This is a genomic window from Lysobacter panacisoli, from assembly GCF_009765165.1.
GTDB lineage: Bacteria > Pseudomonadota > Gammaproteobacteria > Xanthomonadales > Xanthomonadaceae > Lysobacter_J > Lysobacter_J panacisoli.
In genome coordinates this window covers 1,789,312-1,811,448 of the sequence record NZ_VLNU01000001.1, presented here as the reverse complement: position 1 = coordinate 1,811,448, position 22,137 = coordinate 1,789,312, and the positions used below count along the sequence as shown (strand labels likewise).

Annotated in this window: 22 protein-coding genes; 11 read left to right on the top strand and 11 right to left on the bottom strand. The window is 68.0% G+C overall.

What is annotated here, in order from left to right; genetic code table 11:
- The first annotated feature begins 55 nt into the window (after window positions 1–55).
- Window positions 56–712 carry a DUF2306 domain-containing protein gene (locus FOF45_RS08485; RefSeq protein ID WP_158983902.1) on the top strand — a complete coding sequence of 219 codons (657 nt, stop codon included), beginning with the start codon at window positions 56–58 and terminating at the stop codon, window positions 710–712.
- On the opposite strand, the gene FOF45_RS08480 is transcribed toward FOF45_RS08485, so the two are convergent.
- Genes FOF45_RS08480 through FOF45_RS08470 form a run of 3 tightly spaced genes read right to left on the bottom strand, consistent with a single transcriptional unit; the run spans window position 624 to window position 2,644 of the window.
- A complete protein-coding gene (locus FOF45_RS08480) occupies window positions 624–1,760 on the bottom strand; it encodes a helix-turn-helix domain-containing protein (RefSeq protein ID WP_158983900.1) in 1,137 nt (378 codons plus the stop codon). The genes FOF45_RS08485 and FOF45_RS08480 overlap by 89 nt on opposite strands.
- A 49-nt stretch (window positions 1,761–1,809) precedes the next feature.
- Window positions 1,810–2,196: a YybH family protein gene (locus FOF45_RS08475; RefSeq protein ID WP_158983898.1), complete on the bottom strand. Its 387-nt coding sequence runs from the start codon at window positions 2,194–2,196 to the stop codon at window positions 1,810–1,812.
- 46 nt (window positions 2,197–2,242) lie between these two features.
- Complete coding sequence (locus tag FOF45_RS08470) at window positions 2,243–2,644, bottom strand: SRPBCC family protein (protein WP_158983896.1); 402 nt, start codon at window positions 2,642–2,644, stop codon at window positions 2,243–2,245.
- A 383-nt stretch (window positions 2,645–3,027) separates the two neighbouring features.
- Between FOF45_RS08470 and FOF45_RS08465 the strand changes: the two genes are divergently transcribed.
- Window positions 3,028–3,801, top strand: coding sequence for a response regulator transcription factor (locus tag FOF45_RS08465; RefSeq protein ID WP_158983894.1), 774 nt, complete (start codon window positions 3,028–3,030; stop codon window positions 3,799–3,801).
- Between the two features lie 21 nt (window positions 3,802–3,822).
- On the opposite strand, the gene FOF45_RS08460 is transcribed toward FOF45_RS08465, so the two are convergent.
- Window positions 3,823–3,981 (bottom strand): hypothetical protein, encoded by a 159-nt coding sequence (locus tag FOF45_RS08460; RefSeq protein WP_158983892.1) that lies wholly within the window; start codon window positions 3,979–3,981, stop codon window positions 3,823–3,825.
- 124 nt (window positions 3,982–4,105) lie between these two features.
- On the opposite strand from FOF45_RS08460, the gene FOF45_RS08455 reads away from it, so the two are divergent.
- Entirely contained in the window at window positions 4,106–4,639 is a 534-nt protein-coding gene (locus FOF45_RS08455; protein WP_158983891.1) for a DUF6630 family protein, read from the top strand.
- Window positions 4,640–4,648: 9 nt separating this feature from the next.
- Here the strand turns inward: FOF45_RS08455 and FOF45_RS08450 are convergent, their stop codons facing one another.
- Window positions 4,649–5,788, bottom strand: coding sequence for a PAS domain-containing sensor histidine kinase (locus FOF45_RS08450; protein ID WP_158983889.1), 1,140 nt, complete (start codon window positions 5,786–5,788; stop codon window positions 4,649–4,651).
- Window positions 5,789–5,950: 162 nt separating this feature from the next.
- On the opposite strand from FOF45_RS08450, the gene FOF45_RS08445 reads away from it, so the two are divergent.
- Window positions 5,951–7,171, top strand: a complete 1,221-nt coding sequence (locus FOF45_RS08445; RefSeq protein WP_199244457.1) for a serine hydrolase domain-containing protein — start codon at window positions 5,951–5,953, stop codon at window positions 7,169–7,171.
- A 3-nt stretch (window positions 7,172–7,174) separates the two neighbouring features.
- Here the strand turns inward: FOF45_RS08445 and FOF45_RS08440 are convergent, their stop codons facing one another.
- Window positions 7,175–8,401: an MFS transporter gene (locus FOF45_RS08440; RefSeq protein WP_158983887.1), complete on the bottom strand. Its 1,227-nt coding sequence runs from the start codon at window positions 8,399–8,401 to the stop codon at window positions 7,175–7,177.
- Window positions 8,402–8,649: 248 nt separating this feature from the next.
- On the opposite strand from FOF45_RS08440, the gene FOF45_RS08435 reads away from it, so the two are divergent.
- From FOF45_RS08435 to FOF45_RS08410, 6 genes are all read left to right on the top strand, one after another.
- Window positions 8,650–9,036, top strand: a complete 387-nt coding sequence (locus tag FOF45_RS08435; protein WP_158983885.1) for a hypothetical protein — start codon at window positions 8,650–8,652, stop codon at window positions 9,034–9,036.
- Between the two features lie 9 nt (window positions 9,037–9,045).
- Window positions 9,046–9,453 (top strand): DUF2784 domain-containing protein, encoded by a 408-nt coding sequence (locus FOF45_RS08430; protein WP_158983883.1) that lies wholly within the window; start codon window positions 9,046–9,048, stop codon window positions 9,451–9,453.
- 58 nt (window positions 9,454–9,511) lie between these two features.
- Window positions 9,512–10,399 (top strand): hypothetical protein, encoded by an 888-nt coding sequence (locus FOF45_RS08425; RefSeq protein ID WP_158983881.1) that lies wholly within the window; start codon window positions 9,512–9,514, stop codon window positions 10,397–10,399.
- A gap of 118 nt (window positions 10,400–10,517) precedes the next feature.
- Entirely contained in the window at window positions 10,518–11,987 is a 1,470-nt protein-coding gene (locus FOF45_RS08420) for a tetratricopeptide repeat protein (RefSeq protein ID WP_158983879.1), read from the top strand.
- Window positions 11,988–12,067: 80 nt separating this feature from the next.
- Window positions 12,068–12,397, top strand: coding sequence for an excalibur calcium-binding domain-containing protein (locus FOF45_RS08415; protein ID WP_158983877.1), 330 nt, complete (start codon window positions 12,068–12,070; stop codon window positions 12,395–12,397).
- Between the two features lie 115 nt (window positions 12,398–12,512).
- The gene (locus tag FOF45_RS08410) at window positions 12,513–13,451 is read left to right on the top strand and encodes an HNH endonuclease (protein WP_158983875.1); all 939 of its coding nucleotides are present in this window, start codon (window positions 12,513–12,515) and stop codon (window positions 13,449–13,451) included.
- Window positions 13,452–13,460: 9 nt separating this feature from the next.
- On the opposite strand, the gene FOF45_RS08405 is transcribed toward FOF45_RS08410, so the two are convergent.
- From FOF45_RS08405 to FOF45_RS08390, 4 genes are all read right to left on the bottom strand, one after another.
- Window positions 13,461–13,700, bottom strand: coding sequence for an XAC0095 family protein (locus tag FOF45_RS08405; RefSeq protein WP_158983873.1), 240 nt, complete (start codon window positions 13,698–13,700; stop codon window positions 13,461–13,463).
- Between the two features lie 352 nt (window positions 13,701–14,052).
- A complete protein-coding gene (locus FOF45_RS08400; RefSeq protein ID WP_233264100.1) occupies window positions 14,053–15,060 on the bottom strand; it encodes an alpha/beta fold hydrolase in 1,008 nt (335 codons plus the stop codon).
- Between the two features lie 226 nt (window positions 15,061–15,286).
- Window positions 15,287–17,986, bottom strand: coding sequence for a pyruvate dehydrogenase (acetyl-transferring), homodimeric type (gene aceE, locus FOF45_RS08395; protein WP_158983871.1), 2,700 nt, complete (start codon window positions 17,984–17,986; stop codon window positions 15,287–15,289).
- A 462-nt stretch (window positions 17,987–18,448) separates the two neighbouring features.
- The gene (locus FOF45_RS08390; protein WP_158983869.1) at window positions 18,449–18,784 is read right to left on the bottom strand and encodes an EF-hand domain-containing protein; all 336 of its coding nucleotides are present in this window, start codon (window positions 18,782–18,784) and stop codon (window positions 18,449–18,451) included.
- Between the two features lie 94 nt (window positions 18,785–18,878).
- Between FOF45_RS08390 and FOF45_RS08385 the strand changes: the two genes are divergently transcribed.
- A complete protein-coding gene (locus FOF45_RS08385; RefSeq protein WP_158983867.1) occupies window positions 18,879–20,951 on the top strand; it encodes a TonB-dependent receptor family protein in 2,073 nt (690 codons plus the stop codon).
- A gap of 6 nt (window positions 20,952–20,957) precedes the next feature.
- On the opposite strand, the gene FOF45_RS08380 is transcribed toward FOF45_RS08385, so the two are convergent.
- Entirely contained in the window at window positions 20,958–22,076 is a 1,119-nt protein-coding gene (locus FOF45_RS08380) for a DUF1254 domain-containing protein (protein WP_233264099.1), read from the bottom strand.
- Window positions 22,077–22,137: the final 61 nt, after the last annotated feature.

Below are 22,137 nucleotides of genomic sequence, written 5' to 3'. Positions count from 1 at the left end.
GACGCGATACCCCACAGCGACGAGCCTGCACCCCTCATCAGTGAGGGAGAGCGTCATGGCGGTGTCGTTGCGTTCGTCGGCGGTCTGGTCGTCGAACCTGGTGTTTTCGGTCCTGTGCGCGGGCGTGGCGGGCTGGGCGTTCGTGTACCTGTTCCGCGATTTCGAAGCGGGCAACCGCTTTGCCGAGCAGTTCGCCCGCTCCGGGCTGGACGTCCCCGCGCACCTGTTCGGCGGCGGCGTTGCCCTGCTGCTGTCGCCGATGCAGCTGAGCACGTCGCTGCGGCGACGCTGGCCGCGACTGCATCGCATCGGCGGCGGGCTGTACACGGCATGCGTGCTGGTCGGCGGGCTGGCCGGGCTGTCGCTGGCCCAGCACGCGCAGGGCGGATGGCCGAGCCGCGTCGCGTTCACCCTGCTCGCGGTGACCTGGCTGACGGTGACGACCATCGGCATCGCCCACGCGATCGCACGCCGGCACGAGGCGCATCGCCGCTGGATGTGGCGCAGCGTCGCGCTGACCGCCTCGGCGATCACCCTGCGGCTGACGATGGGCGTCGGCATCGGCGCCCTGCACTTGCCGCCGCTGTCGGTCTATGTGTTCGCCGCGTGGAGCTGCTGGACGATCAACCTGGCGGTGTGCGAGCTGCTGCTGCATCGGCAGTCGCGCAGCGCGCGCGGTATGCCGTCGGCGTTTCGCCGGTCTCCCGCTTGAACGCGGCGTTGAACGTGGACTTGGAGGTGAATCCGCAGGCGTAGGCGATGTCGAGCACGGTGCGCGCGTCGCCGGGATCGGCCAGGCAGGCGCGTGCGTCCTCGATGCGATGGCGGTTCACGTACGCCCAGAAGTTGCCCTCGAAACGCCGGTTGATCACCGCCGAGACGAGGTATTCGGGATAACCGCTGCGCCGCGCGACCTCGCCGATCGTCAGCGCCGGTTCGCGATGCAGGCGTTCGCGCGCCATCAGCTGCGCGAGCCGCGCCTCGACTTCGGGGAAGCGCGGGTCTTCCGTGCCCGGCGCATCGTCCACCATCACGTCACGCACGGCCTGCGCCGGCTCGTTCGCCAGCACGGGCGCCTGCGCCAGGCTCAGGTAACCGACCGCGAACACCCACGCCGCCACCGCGCCGTAGATCAGCGGAAAGTCGATCCACGGGATGCGGAACTGCCACTGCGCCAGGGCGATGCACCAGATCACGATCTGCGACGCCGCCATCACGTCGATCCAGTGCAGCGACATGCGGTCCGCGTCCGATCGCCGTTGCAGCAGTCGCCGGCGATAGCCGCGCACCACGACCAGCCCCGCCACCACGTACGACACGCCCGCCATGTACAGCGCGATGTCCAACCGCGGCGACTGCGGCCAGCGCCCGCCCGCGGCGAGTCGCGCCAGCAGCGCTTCCACCTCCGCGCGCGGCATCAGCAACACCTCGAGGTTGAGCAGCAGTACCAGCGCGAACGGCAGCAGGTGCAGCGCGTCGCGCCGCACGAAACCGCGCGCCTGCGTCAGCGTGCGCACGTAGAGGTAGAAGAAGCTGCCGTAGAAGAACGGGAACAGCTGCGCCAAGCGGTACGGCCGGAACAGGGTCGCGGACGGTCCGTGGAACCACGCGGCCTTGACCGCCAGGTCGAAGCCGATCAACCCGATCCACACCGCCAGCACGCGATTGCTGCCCGCGTTGACCGGACGCCGCCACAGCGCGAGCGCGAGCAGCACGGCCTGCGCCGCGGCGATCGCGAAGACGAGACTCCAGAAGGCCATGCGCCGCCGTGCCAGGAAAGGTCGCGGGATTATGCCGCGCGTCGGCGCCTCATCCGGCGGCGACCAGCAGGTTGGCGTCGCGGGCGATGCGCCAGCGACCGTCCTCGCGCCGCAGCACGGTGAGCGTGCGGCCGGTGCGCGTGATTGGCGCGGCACCCGGACGGTTCACGCGTACGGTCAGGTGCGCGCGCATGAACGCCCAGTCGCCGTGGACCTGGACTTCCTCGACGTCGCTCTCGCCGTCGAAGCTCATCGCCGCGCTCGCCTGCTGGCGCATGGCCTGCGCGAACTCGGCCTTGCCGAACGGCGCCTGCCCGGCCACGAGGAAGACGACGTCGTCTGTCATCAGGCCAAGCACCATCGCGACGTCGCCTTCGCGCGTGGCCTGCATCCACGTGCGCACCAGGTCGCGGATCTGCTGTTCGTCGCTGCCCATGCCGGCTCCGCTCGCTTGCGAAGGCCGCAGGGTAGCGCGCGCGGCGTCACCCTCTCGTCGCACGCTCCAGCGTCCGCTTCATCACCGCGAGGCCCTGGCCGATCATCTCCGCGACCCGCCCGCCCAGTTCGTCGGGCAGCAGGTCGGCGATCCAGACGATGCGCGTGCGATCCGGCCCGACATCCAGCGCCTGCACCGAGGCGTTGTAGTGCTGGAACGGCTCGCCAGCCGACCACGCGACGCGATGGCGCGACGCGTCGATGTCGAGGATGGGTTCGTGAATGACCGTGCCGTCGCCGAACGTCACCACGCGCACGCGGCCTTCCATCCGGCACTCGGCGACGAAGCCCGGAACGAGCCGTTCGTGGATGCGGCCGACGTCGGCGAGCGCGTCCCACACCTGCGCAAGCGGCGCGTCCACCTCGATGTCCTGCTGGATCGATGCCATGCGGCCTCCCGTCGACGCGAGCCGAGCCCAGCCTGCGTGCATCGCGATGCGCACGACAGTGCGCGCGCACGCTTCCCGACCAACGGTCCGCGCGCTTTCGGATTCGTCCGATGGGTCGACCAGCGTGGGACAACGATTCTGACTGCGGCCGAATGCGAGTCCGGCCGGGGTGTCGCAGGGACGCCTCTCTTTCCCCCACGAGCTGCCGCGACCGTCGCGGCAGCTTTTTTTTGCGCATCGCACCTAGCGCGCGCGCCGCTTCTTTGCACGATTTGTCGGTTCAGCGTCACGCGAGTGTGACGACGCACCGGATTCATGCAGGCGCTCACCTGCTTTTCACGGCGGTCTTCGCAGCCTTCACGCACTTACGGGAGGCGCAGTGCATGAAGAACACCGGCGGCTTGATTCTCATCGTTGAAGACCATCTGGCCATTGCGGAGATGGTCGGCGAATACCTGGAGTCCCTTGGCTACGAAGTGGACTTCGCCCGCGACGGAACGGACGCCCTGCGGCTCACCCACGAAACCAACTACGACGCGATCATCCTCGATCGCTCACTGCCGCGGCTGGACGGCCTCGACGTGTGCCGGCGCATCCGCAAGGACCAGCGCTGCTCGACGCCGATCCTGATGCTGACCGCGCGCGACACGCTCGACGACAAGGTCACCGGACTGGAAGCCGGCGCCGACGATTACCTCACCAAGCCGTTCGCGATCCAGGAACTCGAAGCGCGCGTGCGTGCGCTGATCCGCCGCGATCGCAAGGCGATGGGCGGCGGCACGCTGCGCGTGGCCGATCTGGTGCTCGACCCGGAAGCGATGACGGTGCACCGCGCCGGTCAGGAACTGCGCTTGTCGCCGACCGGTTTCCAGCTGTTGCACATCCTGATGCGCGAATCGCCGCGCGTGGTATCGCGGCAGGAGATCGAACGCGAGATCTGGAAGGGCGAGGCGCCGGATTCGGACACCCTGCGCAGCCATCTCTACAACCTGCGCAAGACCATCGACCGGCCGTTCGACCATCCGCTGCTGCATACCATGCAGACCGCGGGCTACAAGGTCGCCGACCTGCGTCCGGCACAGCCGCCGGCACCGGAACCGGAGCGCGCGGTGCCACGCACCTTCACCTACCCACAGGGTGCGGTCGCGCCGATCTGACACCACGACACTGCCCCCGCCTCAGCGCGGGGGCAGTACGTACCAGCAGAACAGCCAGGTCTCGTCGTCGATGAACGGCAGCGGCTGCAGGGCCGCGCCCAGCAGCGGCGCCGACGCGCCGCCCGCGACCGCGACCGCGTCGCGACGCCAGCCTGCGCCCGGATATCCCTTCGTCTTCATCGTTTCCTCCCCCTGAGGCGGCGAAGCTTAGCGCCTGCGTCCGCCGCGACGCAGCCGCTGGGCGTCCTCCGCGACCGCGCCTGCGCGCCGTATCCTGTCGCCCCGTTTCGCGCGCGCCACGACCATGCACACCGAGTACGACCCCGACGACAACTTCGCCCGCACGTTCCATCCGGAATCCGACGTCGACGAGCAAGCCGCGCTCGAGACGCTGGTCTGGCAGTTCCTGCTGCTGGTCAATCCGGGCGACGAGGACGCTGCGATGCAACAGTTTGCCGCGTGCCGCGACGCCATCGCCGACGGCGCCGATCCGGTGCCGGCGCTGCGCGACGCGATCGACTGGAAGGCCGGCTTCCACATCGCCGATGACGACGCGACCGGGCTGATCGAAGTGATGGACGAGCTCGCTGCGCGCTTCAACCTGCGCATCGACTGGGGCGTGGAGGATGCGTTCGACGACGAGTTCCTCGCCGAGGCGGAAGTGCCGGTGCTGGTCAACATCGCCTTCGATCGGCTGCGCGAGCACCACTACACGGTGTGGACCTGGGAAACCGGCGAGGAAACCTGCGCCGGCTGGATCGCCCTGCAGCGCGACGACGAAGCCGTGCGCATGGTCGCCGGCGCGCTCGGTTTCCACGTTCGCACCGGCGCGATGTAACCGCGCGACTCAGACGTTGTTGCCGTTGCGCGCAGGAAAGCGCGCAACGAACTGGCTGCCCTTGCCGAGCCCTTCGCTGCGCGCCTGCACGCTGCCGCCGTGCAGCTCGACGATCTGCTTGACCAGCGCCAGCCCAAGCCCCAGGCCGAGCCGCGAGCCCTTGAGGCGCGGCAGCGTGAACATCTCGAACAGCGTGACGAGGTGGTCCGGGTGGATGCCATCGCCTTCGTCGGACACGCGCACGATGGCTTCGGCGCCCTCCAGCGTGCCGCTCACCCAGATGCGGCCGGGTTCGGGCGTATAACGCAGCGCGTTGGTCACCATGTTCACGATGACCTGCTGCATGCGCATGCGATCGACGTGCACCTCGATCTCCATCGCCGGCACGAGTATGCGCACGTTGCGCTCTTCCTGGTGCATCTGGTGCTTGGCGATCGAGACCGACGATTCGATCAGCTCGCGCAGGCAGTTGGTGCTGCGCTCCAGGCTCAGTGCGCCGCAGCTGATGCGCGTGTGCTGCATCAGGTCCTCGATCAGGCGCGTCGCCAGCGCGACATTGCGCGTGACCACCTTGACCGGCTCGTCCAGCGCCGGGTCCTCGCCGCTGCGCTGATGCATGAGCGACGCGGCGAGGCTTATGCCGGCCAACGGGTTACGCAGTTCATGCGCGAGCAGTGCGATCGCCGCGCTCTTCGCCTCGCTGGCCTCGCTCGCGGCGCGGCAGCGCGCGCGGTTGGATTCCAGCTGCATCTTCACTTCAGTAAGATCGCGGAACAGCTTCAGGTAGCTGCAGCAGTCGGCTTCCTCGCCCAGGTGCACCAGCACGCCCGACGCCCAGAACCGCGAGCGGTTCAGGCGTACGAGCCAGCGGTCGTCGGAGGTGGTGCCGCGCGCACGCGCCTCCAGGCGTTCGTGTTCGGGAATGCCGGCCGCCGCATCGCGCCGGGTGAACAGGCGCGAGGTGCTCAGACCGAGCAGTTCGCCCTTGCCCGCGCCGAGGATGACTTCCGCGCCGGTGTTGTTCCAGGTGATCTCGCCACTGGAGTCGAGCAGCAGGATCGCGTGCTCGGGCGAACGCACCGCGAATGCCCAGAGCATGTCGCGGATGACCTGATCGTCGACCGCTGGATGACATGCCTCGATGGACATCGCCACGCTCCCGCGGACAGTTGGACCAGTCTGCGCGCGGCCGGTGGAACCCGCGCGTGAAGGCCTCGTGTCGCGATCCAGCCCATCCCGGCCGACGTTTCACTCCTGCAACACGACGCCGACCCGGCTAGGCTGTCGGCCGGTCCCCGAACGGTTCCGCCCATGCGCTTCGCAGGTTCCGGCATCGCCCTGATTCCGCTGCTGTTCGCCATGCACGTCGCGCACGCTGGGCCGGTCGCTTCGGTACGCGTCGCGTTCGATCGCGACGGCGTCGTGTCCACGGACGCGGAAGGATTCGCCGATGTCGCCGCGCAACGGCGCGCCACCGCGGACGACCCGGTGCGTATCGCCTCGATCTCCAAGCTGGTGACTGCGATTGGCGCGATGCGACTGGTCGAGGAAGGCAAGCTGGATCTCGATGAAGACGTCTCGACGCAACTCGGCTGGCGCCTGCGCCATCCCGCGTTCCCCGACACGCCGATCACCCTGCGCATGCTGCTCTCCCATCGCGCCGGACTCACCGATGCGGCGGGTTATTACGCGGTTCCGCTCGACGGTGCCTTCCGCGACGTTACCAACGATGCGCGCGCGTGGGATCCGCAACACACGCCGGGCACCTACTTCCGCTACGCGAACGTCAACTTTCCGCTGGTCGCCACGCTGATGGAACGCGCGACCGGCGAGCGCTTCGATCAGTTGATGCAGCGGACTGTGCTACGTCCATTGCGCATCGACGCCTGCTTCAACTGGGATTCGTGCGACGACGCGACGGCGGCGCGTGCGGTCGTGCTGTACGACGACAGAGGCGAGGCGGTGCGCGATGACAATCGCGGCAGCAAGCCCGCATGCTCGGTGAACCGTTCCACGCGCGACGACTGCGATTTTTCGCACTGGCAGGCGGGACGCAACGGCGCGCTGTTCTCGCCGCAGGGCGGCCTGCGCATTTCCGCGAACGGGCTGGCGAAGATCGGCCGCCTGCTGCTGGGCGATGGCAAGGTCGATGGCGTGCGCGTCCTTTCGCGCGCGTCGGTGCGCGAACTCGTGCAACCGGCGTGGACGTATGCGCCCGGCAATGGCGTGACCGTCGAGGAAGACGACAGCAGCCAGTCGCAGCGCGGCTTCTATTGTCGGTACGGGCTGGCGGTGCAGACGCTGGCGACGCCGCGCGATGGTTGCCGCGACGATCCCTTCGGCGATGGCGTCGCGCGCGTCGGCCACGCGGGCGCGGCGTACGGCCTGCTGTCGGGCGTCTGGGTGGATCGCAAGGCGGGTACCGGCGTGGCGTACTTCGCCACCGGCGTGCCCGATGCGCCGCGTGGTGAGGATTCGGCGTTCACCGCGGTGGAGGAAGACCTCGCGCGCGGCGAGGCCGTCAACGACTGATCGTCACTCGCACTCGCGCAGCGCCAGTCGCGAGGGACGCTGCTCGCGCCATGCCCAGGCGAAGACCAGCAGGCCTGCGACAGCAGTCGCCGCGCCGACGAAACCGGTCGACGTCCAGCCGTAGCCGGCGGTGATCGCCATGCCGCCCAGCCAGGGGCCGAGCGCGTTGGCGGCGTTGAACGCGGAATGGTTGGATGCGGCGGCGAGCGTCTGCGCTTCGGCGGCGACGTCCATCAGGTGGGCCTGCAGCACCGTCGCCAGCGCGCCCATCGTGCCCACGGCCAGCACCACCGGCAGCACCGTCCACGGCGACTTCGCCGCGAGCGGGAACAGCAGCAGCACGATCACCGACCACACGAGTACCACCGCGGCGGCGCGGAACTGCAGGCGGTCGAACAGCCAGCCGCCCGCGAGCGTGCCGATGATGCCGCCGATGCCGAATGCGATCAGGCCGAACGGCACGAACGACTCGCGCACGCCGGTCACGTGCACCAGCGTCGGCGTGAGGTAGCTGAAAACGCAGAACATGCCGGCGAAACCAATCGCGCCGATGCCCAGCGCCAGCCACACCGGCTTGCGATTGAAGTCGCGCAGTTCGCGCAGCGCATCGGGGCGCGGCGCATGCATGCCCGGCGGCAGCACGCGCATGGTCATCGCAACCGTCGCCAACGCGATCACCGACACCACCGCGAACGACCAGCGCCAGCCGAAGTTCTGTCCGAGCCAGGTCGCCAGCGGATTGCCGACCAGCAGCGAGATCGACAGGCCCAGCATCACCCGACCCACCGCCGCGCCGCGCTGTTCGGGCGGGCTGATGCGCGCGGCGACCAGTGCGGCGATGCCGAAGTACGCGCCGTGCGGCAAACCGGCGACGAAGCGCGCCAGCATCAGCGAGTGATAGCCCGGTGCGAGTGCGCTGGCGACATTGCCCAGCGCGTAGAACCCCATCAGCGCCAGCAGCAGGGTCCGGCGCGGCAGCTTCGCGCCGAGGATCGCGAGCAGCGGCGCGCCGACCACCACGCCCAGCGCATAAGCACTGATGACGTGACCGACCTGCGGCTCGGTCACACCGAGCCCGCGCGCGATCTCGCTGATCAGCCCCATCACCACGAATTCGCTGGTGCCGATGGCGAAGCCACCCATCGCGAGGGCGAACAGGATCAGCGCGACCTGTCGGGGCGACAGGACCGGCGGCGCGACGGGCACGCCGAGATTGGGTGAGGCAGCCATAGGGACATTATGTTGCATTGCAGCATCTAACGCGACCCCGGCGCCGAGCCCGCCGCCATTGGCGTTCAGGGCGAAGCGGCGCGCTTTGGGATTCCTCTGATAGTTCGCCCGACCCGGCAAATCGAACCTGTGCGCCTGCCGCCTCCCCGCGAGGCGCACCTCGCATGCCCTGGACGACGTGCGGCCCCGAATCCCGCTGCGTCCGGCGCCCGCGAAGCCGGGCCGGCCGCACTCCCGGAGTCATCGCAATGGAAAACCCGCCGTCGCTCATCAGCGGCTACTACAACACCTCGGGCATGGGTCGCATCGCCGCGCTTCCGCCCGGTGTGGCCGGCTGGAGCTGGGGCGCACTGCTCCTCAACTGGGTGTGGGCGCTCGGCAACGGCGTGTGGATCGGGCTGCTGTGCCTGATCCCCGGCGTGAACCTCGTCGTCGCGGTGGTGCTGGCCGCAAAAGGCCGCGAATGGGCGTGGCGCAATCGGCGCTGGGACAGCCGTGACCAGTTCCTGCGCGCGCAGGCGCGATGGTCACGGTGCGGTGTGGTCGCCGCCGTCGTGTCCGCCGTCGCCCTCGCGGCGGCCATCGTCTGGTTCATCGTGCTGCGCCATCCCTGGCCGATCCTCGCCGCGCGCTAGAGTCGCGGCATGACGCCCGCGCTCGCCGCCTTGCTCGCCGACGCCATCCTCGTGCTGCACGTGGGCATCGTCGCCTTCGTGATTCTCGGCGCACTCGCCATCGCACTCGGCGGCGCGTTGCGCTGGGCGTGGGTGCACGGTTTCCGCTGGCGGCTCGCGCACGTGCTGTTGATGGTGTTCATCGCGTTGCAGGCGTGGCTGGGCGCGTTGTGCCCGCTGACCGTGTGGGAACAGGCGCTACGCCGCCGCGCGGGCGAATCGGTCTACGCGGAATCCTTCATCGAGCACTGGCTGTCGCGGCTGATCTTCTTCGACGCGCCGTGGTGGGCCTTCGTCGCCGCGTATACCGCCTTCGCCGCGTTCGTGCTGGTGCTTTGGTTCGTGGTGCCGCCGCGACGTCGCCCTTCGCGAAGGTGAATCCGCGACGCGCCGGAAGCGGCGCTATGCTCGGCGTGCATCGATCGCTCAACCGCACATGGTCCGCCCCAGGCTCCTGCTGCCCGTCGTCCTGTTCGGCTGCGCGCCGACGGGAATGCTGCACGCCAGCGATGCCGCCTTCATCCGCGCGCACTACGTCCACCTGGAAGACGCGAGCCTCGGCGACGATGCGCACATGGACGGGCGTGAGACCGGGTTGAGCCTGCAATCGCCGACATTCGATGTACTCGGCGGCCGCTTCGCCATCGGCGCGGATTACGTCTACACGCATTACGCCTACACCGACGTCGCCTCACGCGATCGCGACCTGCACCGCCTTGCCGTTCCGCTGCACTGGCACACGGGCGACACGACGGTCTTCCGCGCGACCCTCACGCCGACGGTCGCCACGTCGTCCAACGTGATGAAAGACCTGTTCAAGCGCGGCACCGGTGAGGACGTGAACCTCTACGGCGAAGCCGTCGCCGAACGCATCCCCGACACCGGCTGGGGCTGGCGCGCCGGCGCGGGCTACGACGACCGCTTCGGCGACCCGCAGGCGTATCCGGTGCTGATGGCACTGCATCGCGGCGAACGCACGTCGCTGCAACTGGGCTGGCCGCACACGCGTTTCGACTGGCGCACGCACGAGCGCGTGTGGCTCGGCGTCAATGTCGAACCCGCCGGCGGGCAATGGCATGTCGTCAGCGACGAACGCGATGGCGCCGAATTCGACTACACCGTCGAAGCGTGGCGCGCCGCGCTCACCGCGCATTGGGCGTTCGCCGAAGGTTGGTCGATCGGCGCACAGCTCGGCAGCGAGTTCGATCGACACCACGATTTCGAGGACGACCTCGGCACGCGTCTCGACGTCGATGCGGGCTCGACTGGGTTCGCGGAACTGCTGGTGCGTTACCGCTTCGGTGCGGACGACGAAGGACCGTGACCGCGCTGGTGCGGCCCAGCGCGCTCTGACACACTGCGGCGAACGGGGACGGGACGGGGATCGCATGCGGCGATATCGGACGCTGGCGTTGGCCATCGGATGTGCCATGTGCTTCGGAATGAGCGGCGTGGCAGGCGCGGAGGAAACGACGGCCGCCACGGCCGAGGAAACACCGAACCCGCAACAGCAACGTCTTCGCGACGAGCTCGACGACGCGTACGAACTGATGGCGGCCGACAAGCACGCCGAAGCGGCCCGACGGCTGTCGAAGCTGATCGATGCACCACTGTTCGCATCGTTGCCGCCGCGCGAGCAGGCCGTCGCATTGACCACCGCCGGCGACCTGGTACTGGCGGACGACGTCGACCGCGCGCTCGATCTCTACCGCCGCGCCGTGCGTGCCGACGATTCGCAGCCCGGCAGCTGGTATCGACTGACGACGGTGGAACTGGACACCGGTCATCCCGAAGCCGCTGCCGCCGCCTTCACCGAGATCGTCGAACGCTGGCCGCAACTGCTGGCGAAGACGCCGGACCGCCTGCTCGACGCGCTGGTGTGGCGGCCGAAATGGTCGTCGCCCGAGCGCATCGCCCTGTTGCAGGCGTTGTTCGACGCGAACTGGTCGAGCAAGGTGGGCTCCGACGACGACGCGTGGTTCGCACTTGCCCTCGCGCGCGCCGAACAGAAGGACCTCGTGCGCGCCGCGTCGGCGATCCGCCGCATCAAGTCCGCGAAGCTGCTGATCGGCCTGCTCAGCGACAAGCGCTTCGACTCGGTCGTGCAGGGCGGAACGTGGACCTTCGACCCGGGCAACGCCGCGCGCCGTGAAGTCGAGGCGCTGCGCCAACAGATGCAGCTGTCGCCCGACGACATGGAAGTCCGCGTGCACCTGACCCGCGCACTGTTGCTGACCGGCGAGCACGAGGCGTTGCTCAAGCTGGTCGACGACACGCAGGCGGAGATTGCATCCGCGCCGGCCGATGCACCCGCTCTCAGCGGCGCTGACGAAGCGATCTGGCTGATGAACAGCCGCTCCACCGCGCTGCTGCGCATGGGGCGCACCGATGAGGCGGTCGCCGAACTCACGCGCGCCGCGTCGATGCCCTATCGCGGCCAGCCGAACGTCAACCAGGCGCTCAACCTCGGTGGGCTTTACTGCAGCCTGCAACGGCCCGACGACGCGTTGCGCGCGATCGCAACGGTCAAGGACAACATGAGCCCCTTCGGGCAGACCGTCCGCAACTTCGTGACGCACTGCGCGGCGGTGCAGACGGGCAACAAGCGCGTCGCGACGAAGGCGCTGGCCTACCTGCGCACCCATCGCAGCGAGAACCCGGAAGCTTTCCTGCGGGCCCTGCTGCGCGATGGCCGGATCGACGAAGCCGCGAGCCAGGTCCGCGACATGCTGGCGTCGCCGGAAAGCCGCACCAGCGTACTGATGTGGGTGCAGCAGGGCCTGAGTCCGCCGCAGCTGCCGGGCGATGCGGTAACAGCCTCCGGCCGCGCCACCCTCCTCGCCCGCGACGACGTGCGCACGGCGATCGACCAGGTGGGCCGCGTCGAGCAGTGGGATCTGTATCTGGAGTGATCGCGTCGCGCGGCCGGGACCTGTCCCACTTGCTGGGCGGCATCCGTTACCCTCTCCGCCAGCCGAACGGGGGAACGGCCATGCGGAAGTGGATCATCGCGGCGCTTGCGCTTGCCTGCGGCGGCAACGCCGGGGCGCACGGCGGCGGGCTCAACAAGGACGGTTGCCATAACGACCGCAAGAACGGCGGCTACCACTGCCACCGTTCGCCATCGGCCGCGCCCGCCAACGACTACGCGCCCCGCGTCGTCTCGCCGTACGCCCAGGGCCTGCAACCCAGCGGGCCGTCGGGCACCTCCTTCCGCAACTGCACCCACGCTCGCGCCGCCGGGGCCGCACCGGTCCGCCGGGGCGACCCGGGCTACGGGCCGCACCTGGATCGGGATGGGGATGGCGTGGGGTGTGAGTAGGGACGCGCACTTGCCGCCTCACCCGCTGGGGCTGGCCGAACTTCTGACGCGGCAGTGGGAGAAAGGCTGACGCTCAGCCCCGACCTAGGTACGCTGGACGCAAGGGGGACATGGCATGGCGTTCTGGTGGGTTAACCACAAGCAGACCCGAGAGCAGGAAGTCCAAGGCGGCTATATGTGGTCGCCCTTGCGCAATGCTGACGGCAAGTTCAATCAGACGTACGAGAACATGCGACTCGTGCGTCCGGGCGACATCGTCTTCTCCTACGCGGACGGTTTCATCGGCGACATTGGGCACGTCAGCGAAGCCGCGTCGATCAGCCCAAAGCCGACCGAGTTTGGGAACGTCGGCAGCTACTGGTCGAATGAGGGATGGCTGGTCAGCGTCTACTTCAATCCAGCGCCGATTCCGCTTCGTCCTAAGACGCGCATGGACGTCATTGGGCCGCGCTTGCCCGCCAAGTACTCGCCGATCCAGCCCAACGGGGACGGCAACCAAGGTTGCTACTTGGCCGCCATCTCGGACGCACTGGGCAACCTGCTACTCGGCATGCTGGGCGTCGAGTCGCCAGAGGCGTTCACCGCGAAGCACTTTATCAAGGAGCCCGAAATCGGCTCCGAGGTGCTGCACGATCTTCATGCCATCGAAGGTGACACCAGCCTGTCGGAAACGCAGCGGCTGCAGCTTTCAAAGGCGCGAATCGGACAAGGCTTGTTCCGCAAGCGCGTCATGCTGGTGGACCCTCACTGCCGGGTGACGGGTGTGACCGCGCCTCACCTGCTGATCGCCAGCCACATCAAGCCTTGGCGTTACTCGACCAACGCCGAGCGCATTGATGGCTTCAACGGCATCATGCTTTCGCCGCACGTCGATGCGCTGTTCGACGACCACCTCATTTCGTTCGAGGACGAGGGGCGCATGCTGCTGCACCCCTCACTTCCCGCGGACGTACTTGAGCGTTGGTCCATCCCTCGCGTCTTGCAGGTCGGCAAGTTCCAGAAGGAACAAGCCGTTTACCTGGACCATCACCGAAAGTTGTTCTCGGCGAAGTAGCGCGGAGGCCTAGTTGGACGTCGGGCTCAACGTGCCTATCACGTTGTCCAGATCAACGGCGATGCGGTCGAACAGATCGGCCAGCGCCATCGAGTTGACCAGGATCTCGTCCGGCGTGTCGCTACACGGATCGACCATCTGCGCGTACAGACGCAACTGATCGCGCGCCTGCTTGAGGGAGCCATGCGCCTGGAGGGGTAACAGGTAGGCGCGGGGCGCGTCGGGGGAGAAGCAAACGTCCTTTTGCATTGCGGTATCTCCAACAGATCCATCCGGCTTGCGCCGCGGAATGCGGACGCAAGGTGTCGGGAGGTTCGAAACCGAAGCTAGCCGGTCGGGCGTATTTCCTCTTGCGAGGTGTTGTATTTCGCCGCCCTCCCGACGCGGAGCTTCTTGCGCCGGAACGCCCAGATGTCGGGCATAAAAAACCCACCGGAATAACGGAGGTGGGTTCCGCTAGCTTTCGGAGATTCGACGCTCCTTGGTCATCGAGATTGCGTGCGAGCACCGATCCCTTCAACGCGAAGAAGTAGCAGCCGCAGGGAGGCTTGAACGTGCGAAACCCATCGCCCCAAGCCGCACACTCGTCGAGATGGCAGGGTCAGCGAACGTCATCAATACCGTTTGCCCCGCCGCTTATGTTTGCCACCACCGCCTCCGGTGCATCCAACTGCACCTCGTGCGAAGCCTCCGGCACATCGATGCGTCGGCCTTTGCTTGAAGATGCGATAAGCCGCGTCTGTGTCTGCTCGCGCGCATCCTGCATCACCTTCCGCACGTCATCCGGTACGCCCGGCGTTTGGAAGCCGGCGGCGATGACGGTGACGGGGATGTCGCCATGCGATTCGTCTACCGGTACGGGGTTGGCGAAGATCGCGGTGTTGGCGTCGAGTTCGGAACGCAGGGTGCGCCAGTAGGCGGGCTTGAGTTTGTTGGCACGGACCGTGGCGGCGACGGCGGCGCTCTGCCACGGTGGCGGTGCACGCAAGCAGGACGCGAGCGGGCCTTCGGCTTTGTCGAGGGTGCCGGCTTCGGCGGCTTTCAGGCAGGCATCGAGGAAGGCGTTGCGTTGCATGCGCCCGGCTTCGCCCTGGCGTTTCCAGGCTTCGGGCAGCAAGGCGTCGGCGCCTTGCTCGGGTGGATCGACCAGCACGAGCGCTGCGACCTTCTTCGGATGCAGTTGCGCGTAGCGGCGCACGATGTTGCTGCCGAGCGAGTGGCCGACGAGCACAAGCGGCGTCTTCAACTTGGCGGTGTCGATCAACGTGCTGAGGTCGGCGACATCGGCGTCGAGGTTGCGCGGCATCGGGCCTTCGTCGCTGAAGCCGTAGCCGGCGCGATCATAGGAACAAACGCGCGATGTCTGCGAAAGCAGCGACTGCACGCGAAACCAGGTCGTGGCGTCGGCATTGGCGCCGGCTTCGAGCAGGACAGTCCGCGGGCCGTTGCCGGTGCAACGCAGGTTGAGTGAGCGGCCGGGTGCGATGGCGATGCGCTGGGCCGGCTTGGCGTAGTCATCGGGTGTCTGTTGCGGTGCGTCCGGCGCGGCATGGACGGTTGCGTGCATCGCGGCAAGTGCGACGAGGGTGGACAGCGTGATCGACTTCATCCAGCGCTCCGTGCGTGAGGAAGGGATGTGGCGTTGTGATGGGAACCCCGGCGGCAAGGGTAGCGGGGGTCGCGGCGTCGATTGCTTGGTTTTCGTTAGGCGACCGCCAACGAAAAAGGGCGACCTTTCGGTCGCCCCTCTCCCCGGTTGCTTTCGGCAACCGACCCTCTCAGCTCTGCACTCCCTGCGGTCGCCACGAGGGGAGAGGGTGTTCATCGCAATGTGATCAAACCCCCAGAGGATTCGGCTTCTCCCCGTCGATCTTGTACTGCTTGATCGCGCGGGCGACGTCCTTGCCGGTCATTTTGCCTTCGGCTGCAAGCGCAGCGATGGCGGCGTGGGCGATGTAGTGGCGGTCCACTTCGAAATGACGGCGCAGGTTGGCGCGGGTGTCGCTTCGGCCGAAGCCGTCGGTGCCCAGCACCGTGTACTTCATCGGCACGAACTCGCGGATCTGGTTGGAGTACGCGCGCACGTAATCCGTCGCGGCGATGGCGGGACCCTGGCGGCCTTCCAGCAGCGTGGTGACGTACGGCTTGCGCTGCGTGCCTTCCGGGTTCATGCGGTTGGTGCGGATGGCGTCTTCGCCGTCGCGGGCCAGTTCGGTGAAGCTGGGGCAGGACCAGATGTCGGCGGTGACGCCGAAGTCCTTGTCCAGCAGCTCGGCCGCGGCGATGGCTTCGCGCAGGATGGTGCCGCTGCCCATGAGCTGCACGCGCAGTTCGCCCTTCTTCGGCTTACCGGCGTCCTTCAGCAGGTACATGCCCTTGATGATGCCGTCGGCCGCGCCTTCCGGCATGTCCGGGTGGGCGTAGTTCTCGTTCATCAGGGTGAGGTAGTAGTACTCGTCCTGCTGCTCGGTGAGCATGCGCTGCATGCCGTGCTGCAGGATCACCGCGACTTCGAAGCCGAAGGTCGGGTCGTAGCTGCGGCAGTTCGGGATGGCGCTGGCCAACAGGTGGCTGTGACCGTCTTCGTGCTGCAGGCCTTCGCCGTTGAGCGTGGTGCGGCCCGCGGTGGCGCCCAGCAGGAAGCCGCGCGCGCGCATGTCCGCCGCCTGCCACGCGCTGTCGCCGATGCGCTGGAAGCCGAACATCGAGTAGTAGATGTAGAACGGCAGCATCTGCAGATCGTTGGTGCTGTAGCTCGTCGCTGCCGCCATCCAGCTGGTGAACGCACCGGCTTCGGTGATGCCTTCTTCCAGCACCTGGCCCGCCGCGTCTTCGCGGTAGTACATGAGCTGGTCGCGATCCACCGGCTTGTACTTCTGGCCGTGCGGGGCGTAGATGCCGATCTGGCGGAACAGGCCTTCCATGCCGAAGGTGCGCGCCTCATCCGCGACGATCGGCACGCAGCGCGGGCCGACCTGCTTGTCGCGCAGGACGATGTTGAGCGCCTGCACGAACGACATCGTGGTGCTGATCTCGCGCTCGCCGGTGCTCTTGAGCAGGCGGTCGAAGGCGTCGAGCTTGGGCACTTCCAGCGACTGGCTGCTCTTGCGGCGACGCTGCGGCAGGAAGCCGCCCAGCGACTTGCGGCGCTCGATCATGTATTCCACTTCCGGCGACTTCTCGCCCGGGTGGAAGAACGGCACCTTGCCGTCGGCCAGCTGCGCGTCGGTCACCGGGATGTTGAAGCGGTCGCGGAACAGGCGCACGGCTTCGTCGTCGAGCTTCTTGGTCTGGTGGGTCGGGTTGAGCGACTCACCGGCCGCGCCCATGCCGTAGCCCTTGACCGTCTTGGCCAGGATCACGGTGGGCATGCCCTTGGTGTTCACCGCTTCGTGGTACGCGGCGTAGACCTTGTGCGGGTCGTGGCCACCGCGGTTGAGGCGCCAGATGTCGTCGTCGGACAGGTTGGCGACGAGCTGCGCGGTTTCCGGATACTTGTTGAAGAAGTTCTCGCGCGTGTACTTGCCGCCGAACGCCTTGCAGTTCTGGTATTCGCCGTCGACGGTTTCCATCATCAGCTGGCGCAGCTTGCCGGCGGTGTCGCGCGCCAGCAACGGATCCCAGTAGCTGCCCCAGACGGTCTTGATGACGTTCCAGCCGGCGCCGCGGAACTGGCCTTCCAGTTCCTGGATGATCTTGCCGTTGCCGCGCACCGGGCCGTCCAGGCGCTGCAGGTTGCAGTTGATGACGAAGACCAGGTTGTCCAGGCCTTCGCGGCCGGCGACCGAGATGGCGCCGAGCGATTCGGGTTCGTCCGTCTCACCGTCGCCGAGGAACGCCCACACCTTGCGGTCGGACTTGGGCAGCAGGCCGCGGCCTTCCAGGTATTTCCAGTTGCGCGCCTGGTAGATGGCGGCCAGCGGGCCCAGGCCCATCGACACGGTCGGGACCTGCCAGTAGTCCGGCATCAGCCACGGATGCGGGTACGAGCTGATGCCGCGGCCGTCGACTTCCATGCGGAAGTTGTCGAGCTGCGATTCGCTGATGCGGCCTTCCAGGAACGAGCGCGCGTAGATGCCCGGCGAGCTGTGGCCCTGCACGCCGATGACGTCGCCCGGGTGGTCGCCGTCCGGACCGCGCCAGAAGTGGTTGAAGCCGACGTCGTAGAGCGTCGCGGCGGACGCGAACGAGGCGATGTGGCCGCCGAGGTCGCCCGGCTTGCGGTTCGCGCGCACGACCATCGCCAGCGCGTTCCAGCGGATGATCGAACGGATTCGCCATTCCATCGCGTGGTCGCCGGGGCTCTTGGCCTCCAGGTGCGCGGGAATGGTGTTGATGTATTCGGTGGTCGGCGAGAACGGCAGGTGTGCGCCGGCGCGACGGGTGACTTCGACCATGCCTTCGAGCAGCTGGTGCGCGCGTTCGGCACCGTCGCGCTCGATGACGGCCTGGACGGACTCGATCCACTCGCGGGTCTCGGTCGGATCCGGGTCGTTCTGGAGCAGGTCGTTGATGACAGCGTGGAGAGACGTCATGCGTATCGCGGCCCCTATGGCCGCGCCTCGTGTGGGGCGGGGTTAGAGCATCGATTCTAACAGGGCTGTCCGGCCCGCCGGGCCGCATGCGGTGGGCTTCAGCGTTGCGACGAAAGGCGGATTGCGGGCGCGGTTTCCCTACGCTGGCGGATGGCTGGTGGTGCTTCTCCCTCTCCCCTTGCGGCGACCGCAGGGAGTGCAGAGCTGAGAGGGACAGGCCGCGCAGCCCAGGGAGGGGTGCGTGCGACAAGCGCCCCCTCTTCCGCCCTTCGGGCACCTTCTCCCGCGAGGGGAGAAGGAAAAGCAAAGGCGTGGCACGTACCCCCTCTTCCACCTTTTCCCGCCAGAGCAGAAGGACAAAGCAGAGGCCTGACGCTTCGCGTTTCCCTCTCCCCTTGCGGCGACCGCAGGGAGTGCAGAGCTGAGAGGGACAGGCCGCCGAAGGCGGCCAGGGAGAGGGGTTCAGCGGCCCGGCGGCGGCAGCGGCGCGCCCAGCACCTGGCGCTGGAACGTAATCATCTCTTCGCGGGTCACGCGCTCGTCATGGTTCGCGTCCATGTGCTCGAACAGAGCGCGCGCGCCGGCCGCGTGCTCGGCGGCGGTGACCACGCCGTCGCCGTCCAGGTCCATCGGCAGCGGGTCGGGACGCAGCTCCTGCGGGCCGGGCGGCGGCATCGCCGGCGCCGGCGGTGTTGCCGCAACGGGCGGCGCGGGCGTGGTGGGCGTGGTCTGCGCCCAGATCGTGATGGGGACGGCGACAATGGCCAGGACAAGCACGGCACGGATTGCGACTTTCATGACCCCACCTCATCAGAAAGACTTCGGCCGACACCCTATCGGGGCGGCTGCCTGCAAACCTTCACGTGGCGTGGAGGCCCGACCGGCCGCATCCGTGCTGGCGCTTGCGGTGACGCTGGCCTGTGCGACGCCCGCCCGGGCGCAGGACGCGGCGACCACGCTGGACACGGTGGAAGTGCTCGGCGCACGCCAGCCGCTCACCCGTTTCCCCGGTTCCGTCAGCGTGATCGACGGCGACGCGCTGCGTGCGGGACAGCGACAGGTATCGCTGGCGGAGTCGCTGGTGCGCGCGCCCGGCGTGACCGTGCTCGATCGCCAGAACTACGCGCAGGACCTGCAGGTGCAGAGCCGCGGCTTCGGCGCGCGCTCCACCTTCGGCATTCGCGGAATCAAGTTGATCGTCGATGGCGTGCCATCGTCCGCACTCGACGGCCAGGGCCAGGCGGCGAGTTTCCCGCTGAGCGCGCTCGACCGCATCCAGGTGCTGCGCGGGCCGCTCGCGTTGCAGTACGGCAACGCGGCCGGTGGTGCGATCGTCGGTGAGACCGCGCTCGATGGCGAACACGCGATCGAGGCAAACGGCTGGATCGGTTCCCGCGCCAGCGCGCGCCTCGCCGCCGGCATCGAAGGCGCGAACGCGAGCGACACATGGCGATGGCGCGCGCTCGGCAGCGCGTTCACCACCGGCGGCGAGCGCCCGCACAGTTCGGCGCAGCGCGCGCAGCTCGATGCGGTGGCGCAGTGGTCGCCGGACGCGGATTCGCGTCTGCGCCTTGTCGGCGGCGGATTGAGCCAGCCGTACACCGACGACCCGCTCGGCCTCACGCGCGCGCAGTGGCAGCGCGATCCGCACGGGACCGATCCGGTCGCGGAGCAGTTCGACACGCGCAAGAAGATCGACAACGCGCAGCTCGGCGCACGCTGGGAAGACGCGTACGCGCCGGGTCGCGAGTACTGGATCGGCGGTTATGCCGTCGCGCGCGACGTGGTGCAGTTCCTCGCGATTCCCGTCGTCGCGCAGCGCGCGCCGAGCAGCGCGGGCGGCGTGATCGACCTCGGCCGTCGTTCGACGGGCGTCGATGCGGGCCATCGCTGGAGCGGCGATGCCGGCGCAATGACGCTCGGCGTCGAGAGCGGATGGCTCGACGAACAGCGTCGCGGTTACGAGAACTTCGTCGGCGATCAGCTCGGTGTGCGCGGCCGCCTGCGTCGCGACGAGGACAACCGCATCCGCAGCAACGAGGCGTTCGCGCTGGGAGAATGGCGCATCGCGCCGCAATGGACCGCGCTGGGCGCGGTGCGGCACGCACGACTCGATTTCTCCTCCGACGATCATTACATCGCGCCCGGCAACGGCGACGACAGCGGCGATCTCGATTACAGCGAGACGGCCACCGCGCTGGGCGTGTCGCGCGGCTTCACGCACGGCGAGGTGTACGCGAGCCTCGGCCGCGGCTTCGAAACGCCGACGGTGACGGAACTCGCGTACCGCCCCGACGGTGGCGCCGGATTCAACACGGCGCTGCAACCGGCGCATTTCGACAGCGCGGAGCTCGGTGCGCGCTGGCGTTTCGACGCGCACAACGCGAGCCTCGCGATCTACCGCATCGACGGCGAAGACGAGATCGTGCCTGCCGACAACCGCGGCGGCCGCGCAAGTTTCGCCAACGCCGGCCGCACTCGACGCGAGGGCATCGAGGCGGGCTTCGATGGCCGCCTGCATCCGCAGTGGTCGTACGCGCTCACCTTCAACTGGCTGCGCGCGCGTTTCACCGAAGCGTTCCGCTATCGCGTGCTGAGCGGCGGCGTCGAACAGCTGCAGGTGGTGGACGCAGGCAATCGCATTCCCGGCATTCCGCGCGCGGACGGCTACGCGGAACTGGCCTGGAACTCGCGTGATGCGCGCACCGTCGCCGCACTGGAGATGCGCGCCAGCGACGGTATGCCCACCGACGACCGCAACACCGATGCCACGCCCGGTTACGCGACGTTCGCACTGCGCCTGCAGTGGCGTGCGGCGAACACCGGCTGGCATGCGTTCGCGCGCGCGGACAACCTGTTCGACCGCGACTACGTCGGCTCGGTGATCGTCAACGAAGGCAACGCACGCTACTTCGAACCGGGCCTTGGCCGCGGCTTCACGCTCGGACTCGGCTGGGACGGATGAAACCCGTCAGCCGACGGGTTTGGGTTCCGGGAATTTCCAGCTGCCGTCGAGGATCGCCGCCTTCGGACGATACAGGCGCACGGTGTAGTTCCAGCCCGGCACGATCGGCAGGCAGTTGGCGATCTTGCCATCGCAGCCGCCGAACTGGATCCGCACCGAACCGTCGGCTTCCTTCTTCGCGGTGAGGTTGTTGATGGTGTAGGCGTTGTACGCGTTCTGCTCGTAATAGCCCTGCGCGTTGTAGACGCTGACCGACCAGAACGCCTCGACCGGCACGTCCCTCACGTCCAGCGTGTAGACCGTCTTGCCGTCGTTTCCGGTCGGCGTGATGTTGAGGTAGACCGCGTCCTTGTCGGGATTGCCGCCCCATGCCGCGCCGGCGCCGATCAGGCGGCGCACTGGATCGACCTGCTCCTTGGAACCGAAGGCGTGCCGGAAATCGGGCAAGGTCGAACCCAACGCGAGGAGCGCGTCGCGCACCTTCTTCTGACTGACCGCATCCCACTTCGGCGCCTCGAACGACCCCGGCCCGCCTGGCTGGCTCACGGTGATCGCATCCTGCAGCGCATGCACGGCCTCGACATCCTTCGGATCGCCGGGATCGACCAGCGTGCGGATGCCGGCCACGACGTAGCGAGTGCCCACCTTCTTCCTGTCGACGGTGTGCGGACCGGCGCCGTACTCGGTCCACGCGTATTGATCCTGGTTGATGAACTGGAGCGACTGGAAGCGCCCCTTGGCATCAGGCAGCGTGATCGTCGCGGGACCGGCGTCCAGGTCGAACACCGCCGAGCTGTACAGCGTGTCGCGGTTGAGGCGGATGACGGTCTGTTTGTCGAGCGGCGCCGGTTCGCGCCGGTGCAGCAGCTTGCCCAGCCCACCAGCGTCCTTGACCATCGAGCCGATGTAGCTGTCGGACTCGGCACGCACGAAGTTGTCGACCGTGACCGGAATCGCGCCCGGCACCGGTGCAGGCGTCGCAGCGGGCTCCGGCGGTGTGGCCGCGGGTGTCGGCACGGGTGCCGGTTGCGCGGCATCGCCCGTGGGTTGAGGTGCATCGCGCGGCCCGCATGCAGTGGAAACGAGGGCCAGGACCACTGCACTCGCGGCGAGACGCATACGCATGGCGACGCTCCTTGTACGGACCACCACGGCGGCGGCCGTTCGGGCCAGCAGTCAACTCCGG

Excerpts from the sequence above, each read along its gene's own strand:
- FOF45_RS08390 (WP_158983869.1), bottom strand. The coding sequence starts at position 18,784 with ATGAAAGTCGCAATCCGTGCCGTGCTTGTCCTGGCCATTGTCGCCGTC.
- FOF45_RS08430 (WP_158983883.1), top strand. The coding sequence starts at position 9,046 with ATGACGCCCGCGCTCGCCGCCTTGCTCGCCGACGCCATCCTCGTGCTG.
- FOF45_RS08455 (WP_158983891.1), top strand. The coding sequence starts at position 4,106 with ATGCACACCGAGTACGACCCCGACGACAACTTCGCCCGCACGTTCCAT.
- FOF45_RS08400 (WP_233264100.1), bottom strand. The coding sequence starts at position 15,060 with ATGAAGTCGATCACGCTGTCCACCCTCGTCGCACTTGCCGCGATGCAC.
- FOF45_RS08480 (WP_158983900.1), bottom strand. The coding sequence starts at position 1,760 with ATGGCCTTCTGGAGTCTCGTCTTCGCGATCGCCGCGGCGCAGGCCGTG.
- FOF45_RS08485 (WP_158983902.1), top strand. The coding sequence starts at position 56 with ATGGCGGTGTCGTTGCGTTCGTCGGCGGTCTGGTCGTCGAACCTGGTG.
- FOF45_RS08415 (WP_158983877.1), top strand. The coding sequence starts at position 12,068 with ATGCGGAAGTGGATCATCGCGGCGCTTGCGCTTGCCTGCGGCGGCAAC.
- aceE (WP_158983871.1), bottom strand. The coding sequence starts at position 17,986 with ATGACGTCTCTCCACGCTGTCATCAACGACCTGCTCCAGAACGACCCG.
- FOF45_RS08460 (WP_158983892.1), bottom strand. The coding sequence starts at position 3,981 with ATGAAGACGAAGGGATATCCGGGCGCAGGCTGGCGTCGCGACGCGGTC.
- FOF45_RS08475 (WP_158983898.1), bottom strand. The coding sequence starts at position 2,196 with ATGGGCAGCGACGAACAGCAGATCCGCGACCTGGTGCGCACGTGGATG.
- FOF45_RS08425 (WP_158983881.1), top strand. The coding sequence starts at position 9,512 with ATGGTCCGCCCCAGGCTCCTGCTGCCCGTCGTCCTGTTCGGCTGCGCG.
- FOF45_RS08405 (WP_158983873.1), bottom strand. The coding sequence starts at position 13,700 with ATGCAAAAGGACGTTTGCTTCTCCCCCGACGCGCCCCGCGCCTACCTG.
- FOF45_RS08380 (WP_233264099.1), bottom strand. The coding sequence starts at position 22,076 with ATGCGTATGCGTCTCGCCGCGAGTGCAGTGGTCCTGGCCCTCGTTTCC.
- FOF45_RS08445 (WP_199244457.1), top strand. The coding sequence starts at position 5,951 with ATGCGCTTCGCAGGTTCCGGCATCGCCCTGATTCCGCTGCTGTTCGCC.
- FOF45_RS08470 (WP_158983896.1), bottom strand. The coding sequence starts at position 2,644 with ATGGCATCGATCCAGCAGGACATCGAGGTGGACGCGCCGCTTGCGCAG.
- FOF45_RS08435 (WP_158983885.1), top strand. The coding sequence starts at position 8,650 with ATGGAAAACCCGCCGTCGCTCATCAGCGGCTACTACAACACCTCGGGC.
- FOF45_RS08440 (WP_158983887.1), bottom strand. The coding sequence starts at position 8,401 with ATGGCTGCCTCACCCAATCTCGGCGTGCCCGTCGCGCCGCCGGTCCTG.
- FOF45_RS08420 (WP_158983879.1), top strand. The coding sequence starts at position 10,518 with ATGAGCGGCGTGGCAGGCGCGGAGGAAACGACGGCCGCCACGGCCGAG.
- FOF45_RS08465 (WP_158983894.1), top strand. The coding sequence starts at position 3,028 with ATGAAGAACACCGGCGGCTTGATTCTCATCGTTGAAGACCATCTGGCC.
- FOF45_RS08410 (WP_158983875.1), top strand. The coding sequence starts at position 12,513 with ATGGCGTTCTGGTGGGTTAACCACAAGCAGACCCGAGAGCAGGAAGTC.
- FOF45_RS08450 (WP_158983889.1), bottom strand. The coding sequence starts at position 5,788 with ATGTCCATCGAGGCATGTCATCCAGCGGTCGACGATCAGGTCATCCGC.